This window comes from Vibrio sp. 10N.247.311.49, assembly GCF_041467655.1.
Classification (GTDB): Bacteria; Pseudomonadota; Gammaproteobacteria; order Enterobacterales; family Vibrionaceae; genus Vibrio; species Vibrio crassostreae_C.
Genome location: NZ_JBFSVA010000014.1, coordinates 129,076 through 136,499 on the forward strand (window position 1 = coordinate 129,076; position 7,424 = coordinate 136,499).

Annotated in this window: 5 protein-coding genes and 1 pseudogene; all 6 read right to left on the reverse strand. The window is 43.9% G+C overall.

The features are described 5' to 3' along the window. Positions 1-7: 7 nt before the first annotated feature. Complete coding sequence (locus AB6E54_RS14905; protein WP_136978767.1) at positions 8-2,302, reverse strand: bifunctional diguanylate cyclase/phosphodiesterase; 2,295 nt, start codon at positions 2,300-2,302, stop codon at positions 8-10. Positions 2,303-2,687: 385 nt separating this feature from the next. After that, positions 2,688-3,536, reverse strand: coding sequence for a sulfurtransferase (locus AB6E54_RS14910; RefSeq protein ID WP_372168930.1), 849 nt, complete (start codon positions 3,534-3,536; stop codon positions 2,688-2,690). Positions 3,537-3,659: 123 nt separating this feature from the next. Then, entirely contained in the window at positions 3,660-3,974 is a 315-nt protein-coding gene (locus tag AB6E54_RS14915) for a hypothetical protein (protein ID WP_017061706.1), read from the reverse strand. A 206-nt stretch (positions 3,975-4,180) separates the two neighbouring features. After that, a complete protein-coding gene (locus AB6E54_RS14920; protein WP_102333909.1) occupies positions 4,181-4,816 on the reverse strand; it encodes a hypothetical protein in 636 nt (211 codons plus the stop codon). Between the two features lie 11 nt (positions 4,817-4,827). After that, on the reverse strand, positions 4,828-6,963 hold the full coding sequence (locus tag AB6E54_RS14925) for an LruC domain-containing protein (RefSeq protein WP_372106370.1): 2,136 nt from the start codon (positions 6,961-6,963) through the stop codon (positions 4,828-4,830). Between the two features lie 200 nt (positions 6,964-7,163). Then, positions 7,164-7,424, reverse strand: a pseudogene (locus AB6E54_RS14930) (hypothetical protein); the annotation flags it as partial.

The window sequence follows — 7,424 nt, forward strand, 5'->3', positions numbered from 1 at the left end:
CGCGTTCTTAAACAGAACATTCCGCGTGCTCGGTCACTTTCTTGTTTAGGTGAGTAGCCAGCTCATAATAAGGAATAGGGCGAGAGAAGTAATAGCCTTGCATTAAGTCACATCCACATGCCTTTAGAATTGCGAAGTGTTCGTTTGATTCTACGCCTTCTGCTAATACCACCATGCCGAAGTTCTTACCGATTGCGATGATGTTTTGCACCATGGTGAGTGACTGCTGATCGACAGCAATGTTCTCAATAAAGCTCTTATCGATTTTAAGTTCATCGATAGGCAGTGCTTTCAACATACTTAGTGATGAATAACCTGTCCCGAAATCATCTAAAGAGATCTTTATATTCTTCTCTTTGAGGGCTTCAAAAGTCGGTTTCACCAAAGTCACATCTTCAATGAACAAGCTCTCGGTAATTTCTAGCGTTAAACAGCTAGGAGAGAGTTGATACTTTTCTAGTGTCGCGAACAAGTGCTCAGAGAAGGATTGATGAGAAAACTGACGCACTGATATGTTGATCGACAGCCCGATCTTTTGTTCTGTTGTTCGGTGCAAGTGGGCGATCTGCATAATGCTGGACTCAATAATAAAAGTCCCCAGTTTTTGCATTAAACCCGTGTTCTCTGCTATCGGTATAAAGACATCTGGCGGAACAAAACCCAATTCCTCATCAATCCAGCGCACGAGTGCTTCTACACCATGAATACTTTCATTTGCACGAACCAGCGGTTGGAAAACCATGAACAGCGTTTGTTTCTCGATAGCGATGCGTAGCCTTTGTTCTACTTTCATTTTGTAGAGATGAGCATCTTGCATTTCCGTTGTGAAAATACTGTACGAGTTTTGCTGCTGTTTCGCTTTGTACATTGAAATATCGGCAGAACGTAACAGGCTATCCAGATCTTTTCCGTGTTCTGGGAAACGCGCTACGCCGATGCTGCAACCTAACAAAAACTGAGCGCTTTCAACTTCATAAGGTTGAGAAAGCACTTCAATAATGCGCTTGGCGAGTCGTTTAATTTCAGCTTCATTCGACAAGGGCGTCAAGAACAAAAACTCATCACTGGATTCACGTACCAATAGGCTGAGGCGAGATCGGAACCTCATCAAACGCAAAGCGATCTGTTTGAGAACCTTATCTCCAAAGTCATGCCCGTGGGTGTCATTGACGCATTTAAAGTTATCGATATCGATAAACAACAGCGAAAACGGCTCTGACTCATCGTCAATCCATTTACCAATGTTTCTACGCATGTACAAACGGTTTGGCAGAGAGGTTAAAGGGTCATGGTTCGCCTGATAAATGAGTTGGCTACGAGTCCGTTGTTCATTCTTGGCAATCGACTTAACCAAAAAGTAGAAACCAAACTGAAGAAAAATAAAGGCAACGAAAAGAATGCTGAACTCTTGTATGAATATACTATCGACGTGAGTTAGATCCGTACGTCCTACCACCCATAATTTGTAGTTTGGGATGTATTTCGCGCTCATCAAAGAGTGGTACTCTTCATCGTCGACGACAAAAGAATAGGTTTCTTGCCCATTCATCGCTTCTTGTACGCTAATTCCGAAGTGGTCGGTAAAGATACTTGCAATACGCTGTATGACATCTTTGCCGACTGGAGAGGAATAGGCACTCTCAGATTCAATATCACTTGAATAAAACTGGCGATAGCTGTCTTTTCTGATCAGGCTTAGTGTATTGAAACTTCCGGCGTGAGCATTATTTTCAAATACGATCGTTGCGTCTAATCGTAGCCCTGCGGTCATTACTGCATCGGTTTTCTTGCCATCGATTGAAATGGATTTTCTCAGCGGGATGACTAAGCTATTCAACGAATCTTGAAAATAGGTACGGCCAAGCACCATGCTACTGCTTGATAGGGCGTCTAGGAAGGAGCCTCTGGTTGGCGCGTATTGCAGCAAGTTCCTTTGATTCGCAAGTTCGAGATTTGAGCTAATCGAGAGGTAATCACCGTCGGTGTTCAACAAGCCAAACGCTGCTATCGCAGGGTGGGTCTCAAGTAGCTTGTCTAATATTGGCCTAATCTGGATAGATGCAGTACGTGTGAAATCAGACTGTTGAGCCAGTTGATGGCCAACCACTTCTAATAAGGCTTCTTGACTGGTCAGCAGCGAGTTGACGGAGCTAGAAAAAAGCTCAACCTGAATGTGTTGCTGCTCTATGAAGTCGTCTCTGTTTGCTTTCCAGTTTGTTATTCCCAACGCGGCGAAAAGTATCAGGGTCAGTAGTACGACAAACGCGTACAGCGACCAGATATTTTGCTTAAATAGAGCCATGAGATGCCTTTGTTGGTTACTACTTTTAACAGACTGCAAGTGACAAACTATTGGGTTGTCAGCGCGATTCATGCAACGAAAAATACAAACATCAATGATGAAAGTATTAATGATTAAATAGTGTAACGACTACGAGCAGAGATTCTTGAGTGAAAAATTAGTATTCATAACGTCGATAACGATTAGTTTATGATTAATCACGAATTATGGTTAGCAAGTTGATGTGGGTTACAAATCAAACGGCGTGAATCGAGTCTTGGTCTCAAATGAACATAGCTTTGACTGCGACATAGAGGCTTACTTCATGAGACGTGGGGCCATCATTATCAGTAAGCTCTTTATGCATGCACAGTATATTCTAATAGTTGCATTAAGCGAAGTTGAATTACTTTTTAGTCACGGCGATAGGGAGTTTGTCGTTAGCACCCCATTCCGTCCATGAACCATCGTAAACACCCATTTCACCGTTATAGTCAGCGAGTTTAGCGGCTAATAATATGATGCAAGCTGTTACGCCAGAGCCACAGCTAAAGAACATAGGTTGAGAAGGCGTTAATTCTAGCGTTGAAAAGATATCAATAAGCTCTTCTTGGGACTTTAACTTGCCGTTTTTGAGTACTTGGGCAAATGGTAGGCAAATAGAATTCGGTATATGGCCACTACGCAAGCCTTCACGTGGTTCAGGAACTTCTGAATCGAAACGAGCTTGAGAACGAGCATCTACAATGTTTGCGCTCTTGTCAGTTGAGTAACCTTCAATCTGCTGAGCACTGACAAAGTAGTTGTCTTGAATATGGCCTTCAAAATTGCCCGCTTTTACTTCGGTGCGATAGTCAGTCTCGGTCGCGTAACCGGCTTCGATCCAAGCTGGCAAACCGCCATCTAAGATGAATACGTCGTTGTGTCCCATTGCCATAAACATCCACCACGCACGAGGAGAAGCGAAGGTTCCGGAGTTATCGTAAACCACAATCGTACTGTCTTGATTGATGCCAATTTCTTTTGTGCGAGTGTTGAAGTGTTTTTCGCTCGGAAACATGTGAGGAAGCAGAGTGTGCTTGTTACAAAAGTCTTTGTCGTAGTCAAAACGAATAGCACCAGGAATCATTTGTCCTTTGATCTTTTCTGACTCGCTTGGAATTTGAAACTCGATGCTGGCGTCGAGGATGATGATATTGTCTTCTGCTAGCAAACGTTGTTGAAGTTGTTGTGGTGAGATGAGTGGCTGATTCATTATTGTTATATCCATTCTTGTTGTTTTAGCGATTCTTACTGTTTTAGCGAATACAGTGGTAGAGCGATTACTGTTGCTTTTGCGAATACAGTTGCTTTACGAATACCGTTGTTGCATCGATGGCTACTGTGCAGCTCGACAGTGGATGAACTGATAACTGCTTTGTCCGGTTATTTGATTGTTTAATGTATCAAGCGCGACCACAGAATCAATAGGGCAGTCTGTGGTAGGAGCAATAGAGAGCCGAAATACGTCATTATCTTTTGTCTGAACCGTCAGATAACGCCTGTGCCCATCTAAGGATTGAGTAAGCGTGTTCGAAATTACTTTGGCTTGAATACGTTGCCCCGTCTCTGATGTTAGCGGGAAATAGGCAAGGGCAACTAACACGCCTACGCCACACATTAAGATAAATAGACCTATTTTTAACTGTTTCATGAGAGTAAGTCTTTGAAGGTTATGTTGAAAATATAAGTGAGGTTGGTGGTAAAGTGAATGCTACTCGCTAAGAAAGCTGAATTAACTGCTCCTCGACGAAAATAAAAAAGTGAGCATTTCTGCTCACTTTCTACTTACAAACAATCCATTTTGACTCTGTTTCGTCAGAGTTCTCGCTAACGACAAGTTACCTGCTGTTAAACAATTTACTGCCAGACAATCTGAGAGTCGCCGCTAGAAACCACTTGTTGTAATGGAGGTTGACCATCGTAAAACCAAATCTCTATCAAGAGTGCGTCATGGTTTACTGGTGCTGCAAAGTTGGAGGCGAACACACCATTATCTAATGGACCTGCAATGACTTTACTGGAGTAATCCGGCTTCAAGGTTGAGTCATCTCTTGTACTAAATCGGCTATAAACGGTCACAAAAGAACGGTCTGTCGAAATGCTGCTGATGTCGATGTCGAGATCAAATTGTTCAACAGAGCTGTAGTCAAAGCCGTCAGGTACCACTAAATCACTCATCGTATAGCTTTGCGCTGCTACCGCACCTGTCACGGGAGACGGCGATGGTGTTGCTGTTACCGGAGTCGTTGCTGTTACCGGATTCGACGGAGTTGCAGGTGTCGAGGGTGTAGATGGTGATGCCGTAGATGTACTTCCGCCCCCACCGCCGCCGCCTCCACAGCCGGCTAATACTAATGGCGCTGCAGCTAAAATAACGGCTAGTGACTTCTTCATGTTCCAAGTGCTTTGTACAGACATACGTTCTTCCTCAGAGAGATTGCGGCTTGAATCAACGCAATGATTGTCTCGATATTGTTTAGTGTGAATAGTCATAACGTCTCTCCTTATGGTTCGTAACGTTGGTTGTCTGCAGGTGATTGGTACCATGTTTGGTTCGTGTCACCGCCGGATTCTGCGTATTCTTTAAACTCTGGGTAAGCGGTAACAATATCGACGTACTCTAGAGGCCACTCCCATTCGTCATCCGAAGTTACTATGAGAGCCCAAGGGTGGTTTTCTGCTGTTTTGAAGTATTTACCTGTTGATGGATTACTGTCATCGACGCCTAATCCAGCTTCAAAGAGGTTAGTGGTATCAAATGCCTCGGTTGGAGCTTGGTCTGGCAAGTGAACCTCCCAGCTGCGCCCTGGATGTAGAGGTAGGTTTTCACCGTGATAATACCCAGGCGTTGCAAAAATGAACGGGTCGTAAGGCATATCGGTCCAACTGCCAGTACTCACACCGTCACCGGCTAAAGTAATACCAATTTGGAACGAGAACTGCTCATCTTCTTTACATCCATTACTGGTGCGGTAGAAGGTACAGCCAGTGCTGATTTTTTCTGTCAGGTCATTGGCGATAACAAAGATTGCTTCGCTACGTCCATCTTCTAGGTCAAGGTCAGTGAATACGCCGTTGTGTTTCATGTAAGAGCTACCACTACTCACCAAGCTCGGGTCGAGGTTAGGAAGTCGAACAGCAAAACCATTTCTGTACGATGCCCCGACAGCAGCTAGGCGGCCGTCGATAGTTGATTTAACGACTTTTCCATCTTTAAGGATTTCAGTAATACGATACATAAGAACAGCATCGTTCATGTCGTAGTCAGCTTTATAAGGCCAGTTATCTTCGTACGCGAGCGTTGCGTAACCAGAAGCACTTGGGAAGTAACGAGCAGTGGCACCATCGTTAAGAACATCGACTTGAATATCGACCACCTCACCAGAGGTTGAACCGCCAAAGTAACTTAGGTTGGTTTGTTGACTGAATCTAAATCTAGCCCACGTAGTACCGGTTAGTGCGTTGATGTCGACATTTAGGAATAGATCGTTTTCACCAGCATCGAGCGCGTAATCTGTAAACACTTGCTCGTTGGCGCCATCGAAGCTGCCATCTTGGTTCCAGTCTATCCAAGCTGAAAGGTAACCGGTTGTTGAAGCTTCAATTACTACTTTTGAATCAAGCCCTGCTTCAAGTGCGGTAACAAAACCGATACCACCGTTTGCCCATTCATCATCCACCCCGACAGTTTCATCTGATTGAGGTGTGACATAACCATCTAAATCCGCATCTGGAGGAGTTGTACCTAACCATGTGATGCCATCGAGTTCATGTCGAGGGCCATTGCTCGCCAGTAACGTTAGGTAGCTGTCTGGAGCATCACCGAAGTCGATGTTTGAGTCTTCATCAACAACAGGTGCATTAGCACAACGAGCACCATCGTTTTGACCAGAAGCTGGGCCATTCGAAACAAATTCAACGGCTGGAACAATACCTGCCGCGATATTGGCAGCGTTGTCTGGAGACAGATTGATACGGTAAATTTTACCGTCTTGGTTTCGAGATACGTAGTAGTAGCCGTTGACATCAAAATAGCCAGCACCGAACGTACCTAACTCGCCGGTGTCTCCGATGTAGGTTTCGGCACCAGTTGTAGGGTTGAAGCTGTATAAGCCACCAGAGTTATTATCGATACCATATAAAGAGCCATCACTTGGATGAAAGGCGAAATCAGTCAATTTTACAGTTGCTGGGCTGCCTCCGATTTTGTTGACCGTGACGGTCGCATTCGGATCAGAGTCTAAAGGAGAGAGGTCAACAGTAAATAGTCCCTTACCTGTACGATACAAGTAGTAAACATGGTCATAGACGTCGCCGACATAGAAAGTGTGATCGGTTGGTAAGCCACTGGTATTGATAACTTCAGCTTGGAAATCCTGTCCAAGGCGCACCAAGCGTTTGTTGGTGGTGTCATAGCCATAAATATATCTGTCTTGAAAGTCGAAACCAACACCATTGATATTGGCATTCATACCCGTATCGTCTTCTAACAGAGTGGTTGAGCCGGTCACTAGGTTTACACCCCAAACTTCAACGGGTTTCGACTGAAAGAGGTATGCTTGACTAGGGCAGGTATCGAATGGCGCTGCGTTGGCGACTAGAGGGGCACTTAATAGCAAACTTAACGTTGTAATTCTCATATCTACATCCTTGTGATGGAAGGTCTAGATATTCAATCAAGTTACGTGCCAGTTTTAAGTGTTTGATTTAATGGGTTTTTATTATTTATCGAGTTCAGTTTCCAATTTGAGTGTCAATATGAAAGTGTGCCATCCAAATAGCCAAAGGCCTTTATATTTCTATTTGATTAGAGCTAAGGATACAAGAGCTTAGGCGGTAATTACGAGTGATTGTCTAATAGGCTCTGTATGTATTCACTCGTGAATGGAACAATATCTGAGACCACTTTGGATGCTAAAATGCTTTCAGCGTTAGCTTTTATTCTGACATATCGAAAATGCTTGCCATAAACCTTTACTCCTCCAAACGGTAAACTCTTTCCTTTGTTAATCAATTCACAATCTGAGTTTGATTCATAAAGGGAATACCCCAGGGCAAGATCATGAAAAACCCATATGGAATAAGGGGTAGCGTGAAGTGA